The organism is Soonwooa purpurea (assembly GCF_053891095.1).
On record NZ_JBSSMA010000001.1, the window covers coordinates 296394 to 317630 of the forward strand.

Sequence of the window (21237 nt, forward strand, 5' to 3'; positions counted from 1 at the left end):
ATAAAAGCAAAGTCCAATGATTTTTCGTTGGACTTTTTATATTATTAAAACTTTTTAAAAATAAATCTCAGCCTTAAATTTTAAGAAAATTTCTCTAAAAAAATCCCATGCAATCCGAACTCATTTTATTTTACAATGTTGAAAATTTTTTCCCGCCAGACGACAAATCAGATGGAAAAAAAATGTCTGGACTTTTCAATTGGGATGCGTATAAATACAATCTAAAACTCCGAAAAATCAACAATGTTTTTCGCTTGGTCGAAGAAGATTTTGGGAAATTACCATCGGTAATTGGCTTAGCAGAGATTGGTGACATTTGTGTTTTGGAAGATTTAAAAAAAGAAGATTCGCCGATCAAAAATTATGAAATCATTTACGAAAAGTCTAATGATTCTCGAGGACTGAGTGTTGCTTTACTTTACAATCCAGAACGTTTAATTTTATTACAATATAAGCTTTTAAATTTTCCGGCTCAAGATTTTGATACCGAAGAAACACGCGATATTCTTGAAGTTGAATTCCTTTTAAATCATAAAAAGATCCACATTTTTGTTCTTCATCTACCTTCCAAAAGGTTGCAAGATGCAAAAAAAGATTTCCGGGAATATATTTTTGATGGGTTCAAAAAAAGATTAGAACATCTATTTGAGACCAACGAAGCTATAATAATAATGGGTGATTTTAACGAAAATCCTAGCCACGAAAAAATCAAACAACTCTTGCTAGACCGGGATGAAAATCAGGTTTTGGAAAATCCATTTGAGAGTTTTTTATGCAAACATCAATTCACGTCTTTTCATCGTAAAAATGGCGTTGTGTTTGACCAGTTTTTATATTCTAAAACTTTATTAAATGCGTTAAATTATTCGCTATCTGCAGGAATATTTGATCATATCAAATTAAGAAACGGTGACCGAAAAAATAATAAATTCCCATTAAGAACATATTCTGGGACGCGTTATATGGGTGGATACAGTGATCATTTTCCTATAATTTTACAATTGAAATACGACTAATTTATACATCAGCTTTGTTATGTAAAAGCAATTAGGAAAACAAAAAAAAGCCCTAAGAAGGGCTTTTTCAAATAATTTTTATAGTATTTTTCGACGATTTATTTGTCAAAAATATTATGCCAATTGTACGTTTACAGCGTTTAAACCTTTTTTACCTTGTTCAACTTCGTAAACTACTTTATCGTTTTCACGAATATTTCTGCTTTTCAAACCTGAAGAGTGTACAAAAATTTCTTCGCCTCCATTATCTGGAACTATAAATCCGAAACCTTTTTCTTCGTTGAAAAATTTTACTGTGCCTTGTTGCATTGTAATTATAATTAAAAATTGTTATTTTATTAATTCGATATTAACTGCTGAAAAACCTTTTGGAGATTTTTCTTTCTCGAAAGAAACTTTGTTACCTTTTTTTAAAGGGACAGAACAATTGTTGCTGTGGAAAAATACGTTTTCCTTAGAATCATTTTCTGTAATGAAACCATATCCTTTTTCGCTGAAGAACGTAATAAATCCTGTTTTTCTTACATCTTCTTCTTCGATTGGCGTAGCGCCCAAACGTATATCTTCCAGTTTAATTTCTTCTCTCTTTTCTGGAGGTGTAGAAGTTAATCTTCCGTATTCATCAACATAGGTAAATAAATCTTCTAAATCTTTGCCTTTGTTGTTACTTGTTTTACGTTCCTCGCGGCGTAGAGCCTTTTCTTTTTGTTTCTGAACTTTTTTCTTAAAATTTTCCTTTTTTGAGAAAGAATCTGCCATAAATAATTTTAGACTTGTTTTTTGATTAATATTATATAAATTGTTTTCGTTCCACTATTGGCATTATAAGACCAATAAATTGGGAATTTTTTCTTTGGTGTTTCTCTAGAAAACACATTCCGAGAATGATAAACTGGACTTTTTTATTCGCTTTTTTCTGTACTACAAATCCATTCCTATTTTTCGGTTGTTAAACAATTCAGATTACCAATAAAACACCATCTTAAAAGATTGAGTATTAAAATATGGCGGCTGTAAGTGCAAAAACTGTAAGAAAAAAATAGATATTCTAAACTGTAAGAGAAAGCGAAGGCAGAGGCCTGTTTATTATTACGGTGCAAACATACGACAAATAATCAGCATAAGCACTATTTTAATTAATTGATTTTCAAAAAATTACATTTTGCAATTATATCCGAGTTGAAATACTTAGCAAAATTTGACGCAATTTGCTTCAAAAAAATTTGTGAAAAGTAAAAATAAATAATATAATATTTTATGTATATGATTATAAAAATCGCAAATCATATACTTCCTAAGCCTTTACAATATACAATTGGCATGGTAGAAACCTAAAAGAATACCTATAAATTAAACCAAAAACTTTTTTCTCCATTTAGAAACGCTATTTCTACTTATTTTGAAATGTTTTGCTAAATTACTGTTATTTAAGTTATGTTTTTTTTGATAATCTAAAATTTTTAAAACATCAGACTTTTTATAAGAACGGTGTTTGTGGTTATTTTGTACAAAAATATTTAAATCGAAAATTATTTGATTTAGTGCTAAAATATCTAGAGTTGACAAGTTGTCTTTATGAAGAATCTCCTCACACTTCTTTGTTTTTTCTGGATACTTTTTTTCTAAAATATCAGCGAATATCAATTTGTAATTGGGTGATTGGCTGTTCATTTCGCAATTGTATTATAATAAATCACCTTATACTCAGGATTTTCGCCTTTATAGTAGAAGATATTTTTATGCTCTATCCAAAAAATATATTCGGTAAGTGAAATATCAATTACCTTATCTTCTTCGAAAAAGAATGCAATTTCATCTTTAAAAATTCCCCAATGGTAATGGCGATAAAACCAGACTTCGGCATCCGAGTCTTGACAAGCTTTTCCAAAATTGTTTTCCAAATCAAGTTTTGACTGTCCTAAATGTTGATCTACTAATTTTTTGAGTTTCCGTATTTGCTTATCCATTTATAAAGTGTTGTTTTCGGTATTCTGTAGCGTTCCAAGACCTGATTTTTCGTCATTTCACCATTATTAATTTGTTCCAATATAAAATCGATTATTTCTTTGGTGTAGATATTTTTCCGAAATTGTGGTAGTTGACTTTTTCTTTCTTTTGTTTCCGCGGCGGACGGGGGCGAATACAATATCAAATGCTGCGTGTATAAACGGAAAAAATCGTATTCTAAAAGTTTGCTCCACTTCAAGAGCATGTCTGTAGTCAGATTTTCCTCTTCATACATTTTTGATAGTTCTTCCTCGCTACATTTAAAAAAATTGCAAATGCGGGAAATCGACAAATTAATTTCTTCAGTTCTTTGTTGAATAAGTTTCCCGATATGAATATTTTTTAAATCCATATTATTTTTCTTCAAATCAACTAATATTATTGAGTAGAAAGAAATTTTGCACTTACCATTTGTACACTATTTAAAGAAAAAACATCACAAAAGAGGCTTGTGAGGTGATTATTTTTGATTGATAAAATTAGGAGTCTGCTAAACTTTTCAGCCACAACTCCATATTTTCATCAGTAGAAAGATGCAGTTTATTTCGTAAGTTTTGTCGACGGTTACGAACAGTATTGGTCGATTTAAAAGTATATAATGCGACATCTTTTGAGGTAAAACCAAGAAAAAAATAAGCCAACAAAGTAAGTTCTGTCACACGAAGTTTGGGGTCAATCTCCAAAAGTTTTTGAATCAATTCTGGATAGACTTCTCGGAATCGGGTAAAAAACTGAGGGTTATTGTCTTTTGCTAATTGAATAACTTCTTCAAAGGATTCATTTACTTTTTGATGAAGTTCTGACATTCCTTCACCTAAAGCTACAAGCTCTTCTTGCTGCTGCTTGATGATTTCTTTTTTAAAATTTTTACTTTTTACAGCTCTAAAATAATTTATCAAAAGAACTGAAACTAATACTGTCACACCGAAAATAATTCCCCAAAGAATCATTCTACTCTTTGATGACTTTTCCGCCTCTATTTCCATTTGATTTTTCAAAATCTCTTCAACGGCTGTAGAATTGGTCTCAAGTTGCTCTGTTTTTAATTCATTTTGAAGTTCTAAAGCTTTTATTTTATAGTCTTTTGCTTTTTTCTCTTCACCTAATTCTTTATAAACTAAAGCTAGTTTATTATAAACATACGGTATTTCGTTTCTGAAATTTGTTTTATTCAGGATATCCAGAGATTTCTCAAAATATGGCAATGCTGCTTTTGGTTGGTTCCTGTTTAATTCCATATCACCCCAATAGCGATAGGTAAAGGAGATGTAAGGGAAATTGTATTGTTTTGCTATACTTTCAGATTTTTTAAAATAATATTCGGATTTATCAAAGTCTTTTTTATCCGAATAATAAACACCTAACATCCCATAAAGCGTTATAAGATTAGGATATACAAGAGATGAATCTAAGTTCTTGAGTAAATTTTCGTTTTTGTCAAGATAATAATAAAGTGAGTCAATTTTTGCTAGTTTAGTATAATTTACCGCTAGATTTTCATAGGCTAAACTTGTTAAAAAAGCTTTGTCTTTTTCAGATTTAGGAATTAAATGAACAATGTTTAAGCCTTTTTTTTGCTCACTATTGGCGGCATCTATTAGTTGCATTGAAGCATAAATTCTGCTTCTTACGCGGTATATTTCGAACGATAAAAATTGATCCGCAACATTTTTGTTGATGCTTTCTGCTTTTCGTAGAATATCTAAGGACTGTTTATAAGCCATTAACTCAAATAATGCTTGAGCAAGATAAAAATTGCTCCAAGCTTCGCCTTTTATATAACCTGTTTCTTTACTTTGTTCTAAGGCTTCTTGCGCAAATAATGCACTGGATTTCATATCTACAATAGTTGTCTTCGCATATGCAGAATCCAATAAAGCTTCCACCTCGGCAATATCTTTCTCCGAAGGTTTTTGAGCATATATTGCTAAAGTCAGTAAAACTAAAAAAATAGTATATAGTAATTTCATAGTACGATTCCCTACTTGATTTTCAAATTTATTAAACTTATATCGAATAAAATAATCTGATGAACCACTGAAGTCCATCAGATTATTTTTATAAATTTTAAATTATCTGTTACAGAATATTTATTTAATCATTACAACTTTTTTCAATACATTTCCATATACTTCCGTTGTATAACTTCACACATTTGGCATTAGTATCATAAATGAGCATTCCTTCTTTTGTATCTGTAATGGTATTTGAGTTTTGAACTCTGGTAATCACCATTCCTTTTTCTTTTGATTCTAGAGCTATCCAACCATTCGGGATATTCTCTGGCCAAGCAGCTTGTTTTTGCTGAACGGTGATTCCTACTTTGGTATAACCTGCAGGTGTACCTGTTGTTGGTGGTTTGGTGCAATGACAATTAGCAAATTCTGGATCCGTAGGTGATGAGTTGGTCACTACTAGAGAAGCACCTTCCAAATTAGTACAAATAGTACCTCCTCCAGTTGAGATGAAAAATGCATAATACGTCCCTGGACCTACTTGTGTAGGATTGGTAACTTGTGTGCCTGGTGTACGGTGAGGTGTAGTCCACCATTGCAATGTATATCCCGCTGGTACACTGCCTATAAGCCCATTTAAAAGGTTTGCTGTGGTATTTGGACATATTACAATATTTTGCAAGTCTGGATATGGAGGTAAAGGAATTGCACATAAGTTTTTGAATGCTGAACTATTAAATTGAAAAGTAGCATTAAAATTTTCCTGATGATTATTTCCATACGAACCAAACACCTCGTGTCCTATATATCCTAATCTGTATTGACAGTCTTTGAAGATAGAAACAGTATGTCCCCCGGTTTCTACTGCTAATATTTTGTCTGTAGCATTCAAGTTTCCATACATAGACATAGGATCATTATTACCAGCGCCAGCTCCAAGCATATTTCCATCATTCCTTCCCCAACCCCATAATTTACCATCAGTAGTAAGAGCTGTTACTGTAGCATGCGTTTTTCCAGTATGTTCGTTAGGGCTTATCCATGCAATATTTGACATATTAGTTGTACTATTAAACTTTACATTTACCCATGATTTTTTTTCTACATCTGTTGAATAATCTCCTAATTGCTTATTTTTATTATCCCCTAAACTAAACAACTGTCCATCCGTAGTTAGCAAATAATAGGTACTACCTGTTTTAGGATTAGAAGCAGTAAAGTTATTTCTAATCAACCCTATCATCTTAGGCTTAACGCCAACTGGTAATGTAGGTAATTTCATTTTGGTAGCATAAACTCGTGATGCAATACCAGAATTGTCTCCAAGATACGTTTCATCCCCCCAAGTATATATTTCTCCGCTATCAGTTAAAGCCATTAATGCATTTTGATGTCCACGCACCGCTACTACACCTGTTAAATAAGGATTACCAGTTGCGTTAGTTTTTACTCTGTGCCATTTCTTAAGTTCGGTAGCACTGTCTCCCGTACCGTCACCATTTTTATTCCCTTGCCACGAAAGAACCCACGCTTCGCCAGTACAAGTGGTAATAACTAAAGCTGAATAAGTACCAAATAACATTTTTACACTTTCAGGAGTTACATTTGGAGGTAAACCATACTGATTGGCATTAGTAATATGTGAAGTTGTTATCTTTTCCATAGAAAAAGAGGGTTTGATTGAGTTGTGAATAATTATACCAGCATATTTATTTCCAGACACATTCGCAGATCCCCACATATACAATCCTTCCGTAGTCAACAAAGCATATTGGTCATATGATCGATTTAAAGATATATCTTTTGGGTCAGGTGCATAATAACCTTGCGATCCAAGTGCCATTTTAAGCGGAGTCCCGTTGTACTTAAATCCATTGTCAGGATGTACCAATGTAGGTTTATATAGACTAGCATCTCCTGAAGTAGATGATGCATTGGTATTCTGTCCGTAAATCAAAAAGTTACCGTCTTTTTGTTTGATAATACTAGAGTGAAAACCTGATATAAAGTTGTCATATTCAATAGTATTCGGGTCGCTTGTATGGAGGAAGGCGTTGCCATTACAACCGGTAACGCAGTTTTGCGCATAGGTGAAAGTTATAAAAAAGACCAGCAGCAATGCCAAAATTTGTTTTAATTTTATCATTTTGTATTTTTTTTTAAAGTTGTTATTTCCAATAATTCCAAACATTACCATCAAAAACCGCAAGAGCCTTCCCTACGGTATCATAACACATCATGCCTGGATACGGGCTTTTTACGGTAATATGCGGATTGGCTATTTTGGGTAAAATCATAGCTTTATCGGCAGATTCTAAAACCAAAACACCTTTCGCATTACTGGTATTTTTACCAATGATCGCGCCTTGGTTTTGTGAATTCTCAATTGTTGTATTGTTTACAATCTGAGTCTTGTTTCCTGTGTCAGACAGCTCAACCCACGCACCATTTTCGTACATTTTGAGTTTAGCATCTGATTTGTCAAACAAAAAAGTGCCGTTGTTTTGCGTTGTTGTAGTTGCCAAAGCATTGTTGATATTATCTACTGTGGGCAGAATAATTCCGCGAAAATTATCGGTTTGATCATAAAAATCCAAGAGGGCAGAATTGCCATTGACAGCTTCTTTTCCTATTGCTACCTGTGCACTAACCAAATTAGTTACAACTAAGGCTGTTGTTGTAAGAATTATTTTTTTCATGTGTTTTAAATTTAGATTATAATTAAAAAAGACTGGCTGTATTTCTATTAATCCACAACCAGTCTAATATTTTTATTAATTATTCGTTACAACTTCTTTCGAGGCAGTTCCAAGTGGTTCCGTTGTATAACTTCACACATTGGGCATCAATATCATAGATGAGCATTCCTTCTTTAGCTTCCGCAATGGTATTTGAGTTTTGAACTCTGGTAATCACCATTCCTTTTTCTTTGGATTCTAAAGCTATCCAACCATTCGGGATATTTTCTGGCCAAGCAGCTTGCTTTTGCTGAACGGTGATACCTACTTTAGAGTAGCCAGCAGGTGTACCTGTTGTTGCTGGTTTGGTACAGATAGAAGTAGAAATGCTACAAGGGAGTATAGAGCTGCTTGACATCTTTGGCAAGCCAGAAAACCCTGATGAACCACCAGATGCATACCATTGAGAAACAGTACTACCTAACCATGTTCCTCCATTACGTTCTAAATTACCATTGCTTAATTTAATCTTAATGTTAGCTCCTGTTACATTAGCTTTGGATTGAAGATTTCCGTTACGTAGTTCAATACCTGTATTTTCAAAGTACATATTTGTACCGCTTTGTTCAAACTGAAAACTTCCATTATTAACATAAATACAACTATTAACCGAGCAAACACTTGATGTGGCAGTTGTAATCTGAAAATTCCCATCGGTTACGTTAAGATAGCCACCGTTTAAGATTATTTTTGCATTGCCGTTATCAGTTTGGATTTGTCCCGTATTTAATGTGCCTCCATTTTTTACAACTAATATAGAATTTGAGCTAGGTTTAAAATCTCCAGAACGAGTTACGTTATGAGTAATCAATACAGAGTTACCAATTCCAATATTTGTATTCGGGATATTTCCTCCCAACCAAGTAGAAGCTGAAGACCAAGCCCCATTCTTTATGGTCTCGTGGGTATAACTTGTTGGTTCTGGACAGGAAGAACAACTCGTTATAGTTACCGTTACTGTTGCAGATGCATTACTCCAACAATCTGAAGAAGAATAAAACGCATAATATGTTCCTGCTCCAGCAGATGCAACTTCAAATGCTGTTAATGCTGTACCTGTATGATTACTATTAGTATACCATAATAATTCTGCTCCAGTAGGAATTGTACCTGTATGAGCATCATTAAGGTTTACAGTTAAAGACGGACAAGTGTTTATTAAGTTTTTAACCGTTGGTGCCACATAACTATCGCCATATAATCTCATCATTAATAACCCTCCTATTGTTTTTTTTGAAGAATTTGTAGTCAACGTGATAGTTTGCGAACCTGTAACTCCTGTTAAAGAAAACAAGCCTGTAGTAATACCATCATTTTCTGATGTCCCAATAGTCCTATTTGGATCTGACGCGTAGGTACCATTTGCGTTAAACACTGAAGATTTTTCGATAGTATTCCAACTAGATGTTGTTAAGTTTAGCCCTGTATCACTGGAATTTGCTACATATGCAAGTAAAATATTTTTATCCTGAGTAACTCCTGTTGGCTGATTGCCAGACAACATTGGTACAGTTTTTTTATAAGAAGTTAGGTTATCACTACTCCCAAAACTAGCACTATTAACATAACCCACGTCGTAAAAATTATATGAACCATATTGTGAACTATCCATACCTTTTACATAATCAAATAACGCTATTGTTATTTTCACTTCATCTCCTGCATTTTTTGGTAAACTAAAAGATGTTAAATCAAACATATTATTAGAAATAGTTGCCAAAGAACTTTCTGGAAGAAAATAAATGTAATTACAAAGTGTTAAATAATTATAACTGAAATTGTATTGATGTCCAGTATCCTGATCTGCTGATGAGAGAAATGTTCCTTTTGTCATCGTAACTCCTCCATATTTGACGATAGGCATTAAAGTAATATTATCACCTATCGTACCAGTTAATACAGACTCATTATTATCTCCATATGGCGAAGGAGTATCATCTCTTTCAAAAGTCATAAAGAGCATTAAGAATCGCTTACCTGTTCCCGTTTGTGGAACATCGAAGCTAACAGGTGGAAGACCTGCGCTTCCTTTACCAACAGCTGATGTAGTATAACTTTTAATTAATGTTGGAGAAGAATTGCATTGTGGTACAGTATTTACTGAAAGTTCACAAATGGCCATATCTATACCTTTACGAGTATTAAAATTCCCTGTTGCATTAATAGTAACCGATGTGAATGGAGTTGTTGAATGGATACGCACCTGCATGAATCCAGATATGTTATTTGGTTGCGTAGCACTTATTTCATTTCCAGATAAAGCAGAATTACAAGATACTATATTAGTTAATGTTAATGTACCAGAATTAACAGATATAGTAGCTTTTTCATTTCCTTCTATATTTGCAAAAAACAATACTACATCATTAACCGGATTATCAAAAGAGAATGTTGATTTTGCTATTCCATTTTGCCCGCTATCTCCAACATTGACACTAAAATTTGGGTTATATTTTCCTGTAGCGGTACATTTTGTAGAGTTTGACGGGGAATAATAACTGTAGATACTTGAGTTTTGATTTGTAGTGATCGTTGTTATTACACCATTGATATTTTTACTTTGAGAAGCACCAGTTCCAGCAGTGCTACTACCTCCCCAATAATCAGAATCGAGTTGTCCACATTGTGCATGAGCTATTACCGAAATTAAGATCAATAATAAAGTGAATATATGGCTATTTTTTTTCATTTCAATTAAATTTTTTGGTTTAAAATTACTTCCAGAAGTTCCATACACTTCCATCGAACACCGCGAGAACTTTTCCTACGGTGTCATAACACATCATGCCTGGATACGGGCTTTTTACGGTAATATGCGGATTGGCTATTTTGGGTAAAATCATGGCTTTATCGGCAGATTCTAAAACCAAAACACCTTTCGCATTACTGGTATTTTCACCAATGATTGCCCCTTGGTTTTGAGTATTTTCATTTGTTGTATTGTTTACAATCTGAGTCTTGTTTCCTGTGTCAGACAGTTCAACCCACGCACCATTTTCGTACATTTTGAGTTTAGCATCCGATTTATCAAACAAAAAAGTGCCGTTGTTGTGCGTTGTTGTAGTTGCCAAAGCATTGTTGATATTATCTACTGTGGGCAGAATAATTCCGCGAAAATTATCGGTTTGATCATAAAAATCCAAGAGGGCAGAATTGCCATTGACAGCTTCTTTCCCGATAGCGACTTGTGCACTAACCAAGGTAGTTACCATTAAGGCAGCTATTGTAAGAATTATTTTTTTCATGTGTTTTAAATTTATTTATCGTGTAGAAAAAATGGCTGTATTCATATGGTATAAGCCTACTTATTATTTTTTTTCAGTGATATTGCTAGGCTTAGTAATATAAATACGAAAGAAATATATATTCTAATCATAGAAAATATTATTTATACTCAATAAGACATAGAAAAATATTTTCGATGCTCAGATAAATTTTTAATAAATAATATTTAATGATTTAGATTAAACTAAAAAAGGCGGAGCTCTTCCAAGAAGGGAAGTAGAATACTGAGAAGCGTAATGATTGCTGTAATAATAGTTTGGAGCAAGTCCTTTTATAGATGTGAGGAATAAAGTACAGACTGATTGTTTCGCTTCAATAAACTGATTTTGATTTTCATGCTGTGTAAGTACAGACATGTTAAAATGTAATTCTGAAAACGAAAGATGAGCATCAGAATTTCCTTCAGAGAAGTTAATCTTTGGCTGAGGTTGTATTGTTTTCTTTTGAGGAGAAGTTTTACGAGCAAGCGCTTTTTTCTCTTTATTTTTTAAAACATTATCCTTTGTACGCAACTTAGGAGTCGTTTGTGTTGCGGGGATATTTACTGTTTCATAATTACTTTCTTTATCTAAATTGGAAACAACAGTACCAGAAACAACATAAATTTTAGCTTTATTAGGCTTGACTTCGGATTTGCTTATACTTACTAAAGTATCTTTTGCTACATATAAAGTAGCACCATCAGAAATATGGATTTGAGAAAAAGCTGAGTGAAAAACTAGGAGCAAAAATAGACAAAGTCCTTGACGCAGAATTCGGTCAAAGACGTTATATTCTTTTCCATCATTTGTGTTTTTTTTCATCATTTGTGTATCCTGCAATTAGGATGAAACAAATAAATGTAATTATTACAACAAATGAGTAAAAAACAGACTACCATCCTTGCACTATTTTCTCACAAGCAGTTATTTATCAGGATTTTAAATCTTACAAAAGCTTTAATATTTAAAATTTCAAACAGTTTAAAATTATGTGAAATAAAATTATTTAGACTAAAACCTTGTCTTTTGATTTCAAAAAAACATTCTTAAGCAGATATTTGTAAAATACAAATCTTTATTTTTCAAAGACACACTCCAAAATAAACTATTTGACAAAATGAGGCTGTCTCAAAAGTGAGGCAGCTTTTTTTTTATATTTTTCATAAAAAAAGGAAAGCGAAAGCTTTCCTAATTGATGCAAATTGATTAATTGGCTGTGTGTCAATTAAATCAAAGGCAGTCTTTAAAGATTACAAACCCAAAGAAAACTTGCTTTTTCCTCCAAATCTATCGGAGTTGATAGTTCATAAGCATCCTGTGAAAATAGTTTCCAGCATTATTGATGGCTTGGATGTTAAAACATTAATCAAAAATTATAAACCGGGTGGAACTTCGTGTTATCATCCTAAAATGCTGTTGAAACTTTTAGTTTATGGCTACTTAAGTAATATGTACTCGAGCCGTAAAACGGAACAAGCCTTGAAAGAAAACATTCATTTCATGTGGTTTTCTGGGATGAGCCGTCCCGATCATAATACATTAAACAGGTTTCGTAGTGAGAGGTTAAAAAGTGAAATTAAATCCATTTTCACTCAAATTGTTTTGCTTTTGGAGAAGGAAGGTTTGGTGAGTTTGGCAACCACTATTGTGGACGGAACCAAGATAGAAGCTAATGCCAATCGCTATACTTTCGTGTGGGGAAGAGCCATCAAAAAGCATAAAGCAAGGATTGCAGAGCAACTTGAAGAACTCTGGAACTACGCAGAAGAAGTAACCAAAGATGAGCTTCAAAACTCAGAAACTCTAGATTTTAAGGAAGTAGATTCAGAAAAGGTGACTCAAACTATTGAGAAGATTAATGAGGTTTTGAAGAATAAAAAAAGTACCTTCAAAGATTCGTCAAAAGCTGAATTATGCAAAGAAAAACTGGGCTACGAATTTAGAAAAATACAAAAAACAGCAAGAAATATTAGCGCACAGAAATTCCTATTCCAAGACAGATACAGATGCTACTTTTATGAGATTAAAAGAGGATCATATGAGAAACGGGCAACTCAAACCCGCTTACAATCTACAGATTTCTACTAATAAGCAATTTATTTTGCATTATTCCATTCACCCCAATCCAACCGACACCAAAACCTTAGAATCTCACCTAAAAGGCTTTTAAGAAAGCTATGACAAAGTTCCCAAAGAACTTGTTGCCAATGCAGATTATGGCTCGGAAGAAAATTATAATCTTCTACAATCAAAGAAAATAAAGGCTTATGTTAAATATAATTATTTCAGAAAAGACCAAAAATCGGGACAAATAACCACTTCACAAAGCAATCCCAAATTGGCAAGAATCAGAGAAAAAACATTCAAGCTTCTCCAAACCAAGAAAGGCATCAAACTCAGGAAACAACGGTGTCATGATGTAGAGCCGGTTTTTGCAGAACTCAAACACAACAAAAATTTTAAACGTTTCATGCTTCGAGGAAAAAACAAAGTCGAAGTAGAAATCGGCATACTTGCTATTGCTCACCATCTAAAGAAAATGGCAAAAGCAGCCTAAAACAGACTGCTTTTTTAACTTTTTTCTCTCTTTTTTCAAGATTTTAAAAATGTAACCCCTCAAAAAATAAAATCTTATAATAAATAAGAAAAGAGACTGCCCTTTTGAGACAGCCTCATTTAATAACTAATTAACTTAATCCTTAAGGCTTCCAAAAGCTCCACACACTACCATTGTAAACAGCCAATTGCTTTTTGACTATATCATAAGCCATCATAGCTTCGACTGGATTGGTAATATTGGCTAAACCTGCAGCAGCTCCATATCCACCAACCATAGCGCCTTCTCCATGTATACTGGCAAAGGTCCAGCTTGGCTCCAGCCCAGAGTTTCTCTTCATATATCCCTGCGAGTACTGATTAAGAATTGCCTGATGCCCTTCGCTCCATCTTCCATCTGGATTGTTCATTACATAGACGTAAGGACTAAAAGATGCATAAGTCTTCTACAATTTATCCATCCCGTCCATTTTCATAAGTTCGGTATACTAGAAGATTCGAACAATTATCTATTTGTTCTGCTTAATACCATATTCAAGTTTTCTCTTATCAAAAGCAAAAGGTAGTTTATCAATTGACCAGCCTTCTGTTTCGTCAATATTTTTATTTTTTAAACTATCTTTTACATCATAAGCATCTAAAATTAAAAAACCATTTTTAATGTTTACTGAATCATAGACTACAAGATATTTCCGAAAACGAACTAAATTACCATCATCATGCCCTGTCATTAAACCTTTTTGAGCGTAAAATTGATAGTCATAACCACTACCAGCTCCTTTGTTAAAATATTGATTTGATGAAACTACTCCTATTGTATATTTTAGATTGAATAATATATTAGAGCCTATACTTGGTACGTAAGCACTAATCACCGTTTGTTTTAAATCTATTTGACCTTTTATAGTGGATTGTGCAACTATATCTACTGTTCCCCTTATAATAACAGCAGTTGTTGTATATCCAGCTACAAACGGCGCAGCAGCATAAAAAGAATCTATGTCATTCTCGTTTTATTATTTATATTCTCTCACATATTTTTGTATTAATAACGTATCTATTTTGAAAGGCACTTCATTATATTTCCATTCATTATTATTTTTATATTTTTTTTCAATAGGATACATTAAAAGCAACGCACAATTTTTTGGATTTAAAGAGTCATAAATAATCAAATATTTATCACCAATTAATACATCCTTCTCACTAATTGAGTTTTTATATTTCCTTTTTTGGACAATATACTCATAATCACGAGTACTACGACGACCTTCTAAATATTCATCAACTACGACTGCTGTCGTAAATTTTGAGTTTTTAATAATATTTTGACTGGTAATACGAGAATTAATAAGTCCAAAAATGATTATCAGAAATAGAGGAATCCAGTAAATAACATTTTTATTTTTCATACTATTTATTTTCATCAATTAATCTTCCCATCAAATTATTATACATACCTTGAATAGCATCCGTTCCCAAAAAACTTCCTAATATACTATTCCCATTTTTTCCTGCGATTTCTCCAACTCTTCCAAATTGGTATCCTATGATGCTTACTCCTAAATTAGCAATATTAACTCCCAAATCTGATTGAAACTTACCTTTAATTGTTGAAATACTAAAATTATATGCATTACTCGATATTAAAGAAATTTTGGCAGTAGGAGAAAAAGCACTTATTCCTGTTTGTGCCCAATCTACATCTCCTCTTATCGACTTTTGAAGAACACCATCAATAGCACCTCTCACTATACTCCCTTGTGTATAGGTGCCTAGCGTCCCGTAACTACCTAAAGTAGTAAACCCTACCGCAACAATCGGCGCAGCTGCCATTCCTCCAAATAGGTAATAAAATCCATCTGCAGAGCGGGCGGCTTTCGAGCGACTAACAGCATCATAATATCTGTAACGAGATTCATTAATCGCAGTTTTAGAATTCCAGCCATCCATAAAATTATTTACATGATCAATATAACCAAAATTTAGCCTATATTTTGTGTGGTTAACATCCCAAATATAGATAATCTTTCTTTCAAGCAAAAGATAAGCAGTTATAAGATTCGTTTTCTCCTACCACCTAATAATTAAATAGTCCAAAATGACTAAACAATTAAATAAAAGTATATTTATATTCTTTTATTACAATAAAAAGGTATATTTGTACTCTAAAATACTTTCAGAATGAATTATCTTTTAATCAAAGAGATCATAAATTTAGTTGAGGAATTTGAGACTGAAACAAAAAACAATCCTGTTTTTGAAGCATCTGTTGATGGTTTTAAAAGCTGGATATCGAAAAATAATAACACTATCGTTACTGAACCCACTTGGGAAGGAAAAGAAACGGGAAGAAGTGCGGAAAGTTATATTAATACTTTGATTGTTCATCTGAACAGATATGCGAAAAGCTATTCCAAGTCTGCCATTATTGGGTCGGGTTTTTCTACGCAGGAAGATTTCATTTACCTTATTAATTTAAAAGCATTTGGCGAAATGTCAAAAATAGATTTAATAAAAAAAAATGTACATGAAAAACCCGTCGGAATGCAGATTATCAATCGTTTGATAAGTCAGGGTTGGATTGAACAACGCAATTCTAAAAAGGATAAACGCAGCAAAGTGATTTCCATTACGAAAACAGGTCTTCAATCCTTAGAAAACATTATGGATAAAATACGGCAAGCAACTACCATCGTTACTGGAAATTTATCGCAAAATGAAAAAATGGAATTAATACGCTTACTCGATAAACTTGATAATTTCCACCAAAACATTTATGATAGAAATATTGAAACAGAGAATTTATTGGAAGAAGCGTTTAAAAATTTAAACAAATGAAAAAAAAGGTAGCTATAATAGGTTCAGGATTTTCTGGATTATCGGCCGCTGCTTATACAGCAAAAGCAGGCTATGAAGTCCATGTGTTTGAAAAGCACAATCAACCTGGGGGTAGAGCAAGACAATTCACCACAGAAGAAGGATTTGTGTTTGACATGGGCCCCAGTTGGTATTGGATGTCTGATATTATGGAAGATTTTTTTGCTGATTTCGGCTACCAAACTTCTGATTTTTTTGATCTGATTTCCTTAAACCCTCAGTTTGAAATGATTTTTTCCGATGAGAAAATGAGTATTCCTGAAAATTTCGAAGAGCTAAAAATCCTGTTTGAAAAAACCGAAAAAGGCGCTGGAGTTCAATTGGAGAAATTTATGCAATCGGCAAAGTACAAATACGAAGTTGGAATGCAGGATTTTGTTACAAAACCTTGCCACAGTTGGTTAGAATTTTTATCGCCTAAAATTGCTAAAAGCGCATTGAAGCTAGATTTACTGACAAATTTTAGAAGCTATGTCGGCAAATATTTTAAAGATGAAAAATTAAGAACGCTGATGGAATTCCCTGTTATTTTCTTAGGTGCTTCGCCCCAAAATATTCCTGCTTTGTATAGTTTGATGAATTATGGCGGTTATGCGTTAGGAACTCATTATCCGATGGGAGGATTTTATCAATTAGTATTAGCGATGCAGCAGGTAGCAGAAAAGCAAGGAGTTATCTTTCACTTTAATAAAACGGTTGAGAAAATCAATACAAACAATAACAAAATAACTTCTTTGCAAATAAACGGTGAAAATATAGCTTTTGATACCGTGATAGCTTCTTCAGATTATCATCATACCGAAACGCTTTTAGATGAAAGTTTAAGAAATTACACACAAAAATATTGGCAGAGTAGAACTTTTGCCCCCTCCAGTTTAATATTCTACTTAGGGATTAACGAAAAAATCCCTCACCTCAAGCATCATACACTATTTTTTGAAAACGATTTAGACGAGCATATTGATTGTATTTATGGAGAAAAAAGATGGCCCAAAAATCCCCTATTTTATGTTTGTTGTCCATCTAAAACAGATGATAGTGTTGCTCCTAAAGGAAAAGAAAACTTGTTTTTATTGATGCCTTTGGCTATAGACATGCACGACGATGAAGCCATTAGGGAGAAGTATTTGAGAGAAATGCTTTCTAGAATTGAAAAACATACAGGAATTAATGCTTTGGCTTCCAAAATTGAGTACCAGAAAAGTTATTGCGTAAACGACTTTGTGCAAGATTATAATGCCTACGGCGGGAACGCATATGGCTTGGCAAATACGTTGCATCAAACAGCGGTTTTGAAGCCAAAAATGAAAAATAAAAAGTTGAACAACCTTTTTTATACTGGTCAGTTGACCGTTCCTGGCCCTGGCGTTCCACCGTCAATTATTTCGGGGAAGATTGTAGCAAACGAAGCAACCAAATTTAAGAAATGAATAATATGAAACAACTATTTGACGAACTTTCTTACTCAGTAAGTAAGATAACAACGCAGAAATACAGTACGAGTTTTTCTTTGGGAATTTTGGCATTAAAACCTTCGATCCGCAACGCTATTTATGCAATTTATGGCTATGTGAGATTGGCTGATGAAATTGTAGATAGTTTTCATGAATATGATAAAGAAAAATTGCTAAAAAGACTGAGAATGGAAACTCAAAACGCCTTAGAAGAAAAGATCTCACTTAATCCAATTTTACAATCTTTTCAGGAAATAGTGCATAAGTATCATATTGATCCCGTTCTTATCACTCAATTTCTCAATAGTATGGAAATGGATTTACAAAAAATTGATTACAATTCAGAATTGTACCAGGACTATATTTTTGGTTCTGCTGAAGTTGTAGGCTTGATGTGTTTACAGGTTTTTACCGAAGGAAAAAAAGAGAAATTTGAAGAGCTAAAACCTTATGCAATGAAATTAGGCTCTGCTTTTCAAAAGATAAATTTTCTAAGAGATCTAAAAGATGATTATCAAATTTTAGGCAGAACCTATTTTCCCAATGTTGATATGGGTGTTTTTGATAATTGCATAAAGTGTCAAATTGAAAAAGAAATAGAAGAAGAATTTAAAGAAGCATTAATTGGCATCAAAAAACTTCCAAATTCGTCTATGTTCGGTGTGTATTTGGCGTATAAGTATTACATCTCCTTGTTTAAAAAAATCAAAAGCAAAACTTCCTCAGAAATATTAAATAAGCGGATTAGAGTGTCCAATTCCCAAAAAGTTTTTGTTGCTTTTAAAAGTTATGTACGTTATAAAGTAGCTATTTTATAATGAAAGTTTTTATATCACTTCTATTGGTTTTTATGATGCTAGTTCCTTATAACAATCCAGATATAAATTTAGTAAGAACAAACTACAGTATAGCCGTTCAGGATAAAAATTTGTGCAAAAGGATGATAGAAGAATTAGAGCAATCAAAAGAAAAATCAGCGGTATATTTAGCCTATCTGGGCGGTTATCAAACGATTTGGGCCCATCATGTTTTTAGTCCGATGAGCAAATTTAGTACTTTTAAGAAAGGAAAGAAAAACATTGAATTAGCGATCAGTAAAGAGCCTGAAAATGTTGAAATTAGATATATCCGGTTTACGGTTCAAAAAAATGCACCTTCTTTTTTGGGTTACAACGGCAACTTAAAAGAAGATAAGGATTATATGATTAAAAATAAAAACAATGTGCAATCGGAATTAATTCAAAAAGATTTAGAAAAACTCTTAAAATGAATAGGTTATGAAGCGACAATTATACAGAGAACAGCAATTGAATTGCGAATTACAAACCGCTTGGGATTTTTTTTCATCACCGATGAATTTGCCAAAAATAACCCCAAAAGATATGGCATTTACCGTGTTGTCGGAACAAAGCACCGATAAAATATTTGAAGGAATGCTAATTGATTACACGGTTTCGCCATTGCTTGGCATTCCTATGAAATGGAAAACAAGGATTACAGAAGTAATTCCTAATAAGTGTTTTACGGATTTTCAGGAAAAGGGGCCTTACAAATTATGGAGCCATCACCACGAATTTATACCCAACGAAAACGGCGTTTTAATGATAGACAAAGTGGATTATGAATTGCCTTTCGGAGTTTTAGGAAATCTTGCTCACCGTTTATTTGTAAAAAAGAAATTAGATAAGATATTTAATTACCGTTTTCATATTTTAGAAAAACTATTCAACAAAAAATAAAATGGAAATATTAATTGTAATACTTGTTTTTACGCTTATGGAAGGAGCCACTTGGCTTATTCACAAATATATTATGCACGGATTTTTATGGGTTTTACACCGAGATCATCATGACCACAGCAACAAAGGTGATTTAGAAAAAAACGATTGGTTTTTTGTCATTTTTGCGGTGCCCACTATTGCGTTGATGTACTTTGGATCATTAGAAAATTTCAATTATTTATTTTTTATAGGGTTGGGTATTATGCTCTATGGAATGGCTTACTTTTTTGTACATGATATTTTTATTCATCAACGGATAAAGTTTTTCACACACACCAAAATCTCTTATTTTTTAGCACTTCGCAGAGCTCACAAACAACATCACAAACATTTAGGAAAAGAAGAAGGCGAATGTTTTGGATTTTTATATGTGCCGTTTAAGTATTTCAAAATGTATTTAAAATCGGCGAAATCATGATGGCTTATACTTACTCACTCATATTGTTTTTCACGATCATCATTTGTTTTATAGCATCTTTTGACAAAAGAATTCAATTCCATCATCAATTTGGTTCATTCCTAAAAGCTTCCATCATTGTTGCTATTCCCTTTATCGCTTGGGACGTATGGTTTACGGCTCACGGAGTATGGTGGTTTAATACAAATTACACTCTTGGAATTTCATTTTTGGGTTTGCCTTTGGAAGAAATTTTATTTTTTATTTTTATTCCGTTTTCTTGCATTTTCACCTATTACACCATTGACAAATATTACAATTGGGAAGTTTTAAGTGCTTTTAATAATCTATTGGTCTTTGTAAGCATTATTATTTTGTCGGTTGTAGGTTTATTGCATACAGATAAAATTTACACCCTTATTACTGCCATAGTTACAATACTTGTACTGATCTATTTGCACTTTATTGCCAAAGTAAATTGGCTGACTAAAGCATCTTTGGTTTTCACGCTTCTTATGCTTGGTTTTTTTCCAGTTAATGGGATTTTAACCGGGAGTTTTATTGAAAATCCGGTTGTTAATTATAATCCAAAAAACTTTTTGGGAATCCGAATGTTTACCATTCCCATTGAAGATGCCGTTTATGGATATACGCAATTTCTTTTGGTGCTTTATTTCTTTAAGAAATTTCAGACACAGAAAAATAAATTAAAATAAAACAGAGCCTTAAAATACGGAACGGAATAGCTATTTTAGAACCTTAATTATAGGCGAAATGTATTATACGAGCATATTCAACGGTCAAAAAATGGCTGTGTATCTCCCGAATATTTTTTTACTGCTATTGGATAGGCCTTTTCCCTATAAGATTTGATTTATTTTGTACTTTATTTCGGAATAAGTTTATTAAATATGGATATAAAATAAAAAATACCGTAAAGCTAGCCAGTTTGTATTTTTTCTTTCGTGGTTTGCCAAAAGCATTTGGATAATCGTCTGATACATGACTACACTTTAGCTTCGGTTGTTTTAGTAATTTTATTTTTTACCGTTCCGAAAATTGTAATATAAACAAGATGGAAAAATCGATCATGAAAATATTAGTCAAGTAAATAATTATGCAAGAATAAAGTTTTAAAAGATAATTTCAAATCTAAAATGCTCAATTCCAAATTATTGATTGTTTTA

23 protein-coding genes and 1 pseudogene are annotated in these 21237 nt (G+C 32.8%); 10 read left to right on the forward strand and 14 right to left on the reverse strand.

The genetic code is table 11. The annotated features are described in order from the left end of the window. Positions 1–107: 107 nt before the first annotated feature. Positions 108–1016 (forward strand): endonuclease/exonuclease/phosphatase family protein, encoded by a 909-nt coding sequence (locus tag ACVFVN_RS01285; RefSeq protein WP_456233836.1) that lies wholly within the window; start codon positions 108–110, stop codon positions 1014–1016. 114 nt (positions 1017–1130) lie between these two features. On the opposite strand, the gene ACVFVN_RS01290 is transcribed toward ACVFVN_RS01285, so the two are convergent. From ACVFVN_RS01290 to ACVFVN_RS01325, 8 genes are all read right to left on the reverse strand, one after another. Beyond that, positions 1131–1325: a cold-shock protein gene (locus ACVFVN_RS01290; RefSeq protein ID WP_165133052.1), complete on the reverse strand. Its 195-nt coding sequence runs from the start codon at positions 1323–1325 to the stop codon at positions 1131–1133. A 21-nt stretch (positions 1326–1346) separates the two neighbouring features. Beyond that, complete coding sequence (locus ACVFVN_RS01295) at positions 1347–1775, reverse strand: cold-shock protein (RefSeq protein ID WP_165133055.1); 429 nt, start codon at positions 1773–1775, stop codon at positions 1347–1349. A gap of 908 nt (positions 1776–2683) precedes the next feature. Continuing rightward, positions 2684–2983: a hypothetical protein gene (locus tag ACVFVN_RS01300; protein WP_456233837.1), complete on the reverse strand. Its 300-nt coding sequence runs from the start codon at positions 2981–2983 to the stop codon at positions 2684–2686. Continuing rightward, complete coding sequence (locus tag ACVFVN_RS01305; RefSeq protein WP_456233838.1) at positions 2950–3375, reverse strand: transposase; 426 nt, start codon at positions 3373–3375, stop codon at positions 2950–2952. Before ACVFVN_RS01305 ends, ACVFVN_RS01300 begins: the two co-directional genes overlap by 34 nt. 127 nt (positions 3376–3502) lie before the next feature. After that, positions 3503–4993, reverse strand: a complete 1491-nt coding sequence (locus tag ACVFVN_RS01310) for a tetratricopeptide repeat protein (protein WP_456233839.1) — start codon at positions 4991–4993, stop codon at positions 3503–3505. 124 nt (positions 4994–5117) lie between these two features. After that, positions 5118–7169 carry a hypothetical protein gene (locus ACVFVN_RS01315; RefSeq protein ID WP_456233840.1) on the reverse strand — a complete coding sequence of 684 codons (2052 nt, stop codon included), beginning with the start codon at positions 7167–7169 and terminating at the stop codon, positions 5118–5120. Further along, positions 7147–7677, reverse strand: coding sequence for a hypothetical protein (locus tag ACVFVN_RS01320; RefSeq protein ID WP_456233841.1), 531 nt, complete (start codon positions 7675–7677; stop codon positions 7147–7149). Before ACVFVN_RS01320 ends, ACVFVN_RS01315 begins: the two co-directional genes overlap by 23 nt. A 79-nt stretch (positions 7678–7756) precedes the next feature. Further along, positions 7757–9838, reverse strand: coding sequence for a hypothetical protein (locus tag ACVFVN_RS01325; RefSeq protein WP_456233842.1), 2082 nt, complete (start codon positions 9836–9838; stop codon positions 7757–7759). On the opposite strand from ACVFVN_RS01325, the gene ACVFVN_RS01330 reads away from it, so the two are divergent. Beyond that, positions 9831–10211: a hypothetical protein gene (locus ACVFVN_RS01330; protein WP_456233843.1), complete on the forward strand. Its 381-nt coding sequence runs from the start codon at positions 9831–9833 to the stop codon at positions 10209–10211. The two genes, ACVFVN_RS01325 and ACVFVN_RS01330, sit on opposite strands and share 8 nt — an antisense overlap. Before the next feature lie 219 nt (positions 10212–10430). Here ACVFVN_RS01330 and ACVFVN_RS01335 read toward each other — a convergent pair whose 3' ends face one another. Together ACVFVN_RS01335 and ACVFVN_RS01340 are read right to left on the reverse strand one after the other, a co-directional pair. Next, positions 10431–10961 (reverse strand): hypothetical protein, encoded by a 531-nt coding sequence (locus ACVFVN_RS01335; RefSeq protein ID WP_456233844.1) that lies wholly within the window; start codon positions 10959–10961, stop codon positions 10431–10433. A 219-nt stretch (positions 10962–11180) separates the two neighbouring features. Next, a complete protein-coding gene (locus ACVFVN_RS01340; RefSeq protein ID WP_456233845.1) occupies positions 11181–11807 on the reverse strand; it encodes a hypothetical protein in 627 nt (208 codons plus the stop codon). Between the two features lie 399 nt (positions 11808–12206). Between ACVFVN_RS01340 and ACVFVN_RS01345 the strand changes: the two are divergent. Beyond that, positions 12207–13539, forward strand: a pseudogene (locus ACVFVN_RS01345) (IS1182 family transposase). Between the two features lie 142 nt (positions 13540–13681). On the opposite strand, the gene ACVFVN_RS01350 reads toward ACVFVN_RS01345, so the two are convergent. The 4 genes from ACVFVN_RS01350 to ACVFVN_RS01365 form a co-directional block, all read right to left on the reverse strand. Beyond that, complete coding sequence (locus ACVFVN_RS01350) at positions 13682–13948, reverse strand: hypothetical protein (protein ID WP_456233846.1); 267 nt, start codon at positions 13946–13948, stop codon at positions 13682–13684. Between the two features lie 99 nt (positions 13949–14047). Then, on the reverse strand, positions 14048–14413 hold the full coding sequence (locus tag ACVFVN_RS01355; protein WP_456233847.1) for a hypothetical protein: 366 nt from the start codon (positions 14411–14413) through the stop codon (positions 14048–14050). Positions 14414–14554: 141 nt separating this feature from the next. Then, on the reverse strand, positions 14555–14950 hold the full coding sequence (locus ACVFVN_RS01360) for a hypothetical protein (RefSeq protein ID WP_456233848.1): 396 nt from the start codon (positions 14948–14950) through the stop codon (positions 14555–14557). 1 nt (position 14951) lies between these two features. Next, positions 14952–15491 (reverse strand): hypothetical protein, encoded by a 540-nt coding sequence (locus ACVFVN_RS01365; protein ID WP_456233849.1) that lies wholly within the window; start codon positions 15489–15491, stop codon positions 14952–14954. A 231-nt stretch (positions 15492–15722) separates the two neighbouring features. Between ACVFVN_RS01365 and ACVFVN_RS01370 the strand changes: the two genes are divergently transcribed. Genes ACVFVN_RS01370 through ACVFVN_RS01400 form a run of 7 tightly spaced genes read left to right on the forward strand, consistent with a single transcriptional unit; the run spans position 15723 to position 20766 of the window. Further along, positions 15723–16379 (forward strand): MarR family winged helix-turn-helix transcriptional regulator, encoded by a 657-nt coding sequence (locus tag ACVFVN_RS01370; RefSeq protein ID WP_456233850.1) that lies wholly within the window; start codon positions 15723–15725, stop codon positions 16377–16379. Next, on the forward strand, positions 16376–17848 hold the full coding sequence (locus ACVFVN_RS01375) for a phytoene desaturase family protein (RefSeq protein ID WP_456233851.1): 1473 nt from the start codon (positions 16376–16378) through the stop codon (positions 17846–17848). Before ACVFVN_RS01370 ends, ACVFVN_RS01375 begins: the two co-directional genes overlap by 4 nt. A 5-nt stretch (positions 17849–17853) precedes the next feature. Continuing rightward, a complete protein-coding gene (locus ACVFVN_RS01380) occupies positions 17854–18690 on the forward strand; it encodes a phytoene/squalene synthase family protein (RefSeq protein WP_456233852.1) in 837 nt (278 codons plus the stop codon). Then, positions 18690–19142: a hypothetical protein gene (locus ACVFVN_RS01385; protein ID WP_456233853.1), complete on the forward strand. Its 453-nt coding sequence runs from the start codon at positions 18690–18692 to the stop codon at positions 19140–19142. The genes ACVFVN_RS01380 and ACVFVN_RS01385 overlap by 1 nt, the downstream gene beginning before the upstream one ends. A gap of 7 nt (positions 19143–19149) precedes the next feature. Continuing rightward, on the forward strand, positions 19150–19611 hold the full coding sequence (locus ACVFVN_RS01390) for an SRPBCC family protein (protein ID WP_456233854.1): 462 nt from the start codon (positions 19150–19152) through the stop codon (positions 19609–19611). Between the two features lies 1 nt (position 19612). Further along, positions 19613–20071, forward strand: a complete 459-nt coding sequence (locus ACVFVN_RS01395; protein ID WP_456233855.1) for a beta-carotene hydroxylase — start codon at positions 19613–19615, stop codon at positions 20069–20071. Next, entirely contained in the window at positions 20068–20766 is a 699-nt protein-coding gene (locus ACVFVN_RS01400) for a lycopene cyclase domain-containing protein (RefSeq protein WP_456233856.1), read from the forward strand. The genes ACVFVN_RS01395 and ACVFVN_RS01400 overlap by 4 nt, the downstream gene beginning before the upstream one ends. The last annotated feature ends 471 nt before the right edge of the window (positions 20767–21237 follow it).